General features: G+C 74.2%; 1 pseudogene. It reads left to right on the top strand.

Annotation, left to right across the window (positions count from 1 at the left end):
• A pseudogene (locus tag AOK24_RS48455) lies at nucleotides 1-287 on the top strand (hypothetical protein); the annotation flags it as partial.

Below are 287 nucleotides of genomic sequence, written 5' to 3'. Positions count from 1 at the left end.
CGGCGACCACCACCGCCGAGGACACCCCGGTCGCCCTCAGCTGGCACGAGCTGACCACCGGCCGCCACACGATCACCGAGTCCCTCCCCGCCGCCACGCCCGAGGGCTCCTGGCGATTCGACAGCGCGGTCTGCGGCGGTACGACGATCCGGCCCACGTCGTCCGACGCCCGCACCGTCTCCTTCCCGGTCGACCTCCCCCAGGCGGGCCTGGACTGCACGGTCACGAACCGCTGGCTCCCCGCACCGACCCCGAGCCCCACACCGACGCCGACACCGACACCAAGC

It is taken from the genome of Streptomyces niveiscabiei, from assembly GCF_001419795.1.
Classification (GTDB): Bacteria; Actinomycetota; Actinomycetes; order Streptomycetales; family Streptomycetaceae; genus Streptomyces; species Streptomyces niveiscabiei.
The sequence above is the reverse complement of the archived record's forward strand: the minus strand, read 5'-3'. Positions and strand labels throughout refer to the sequence as shown.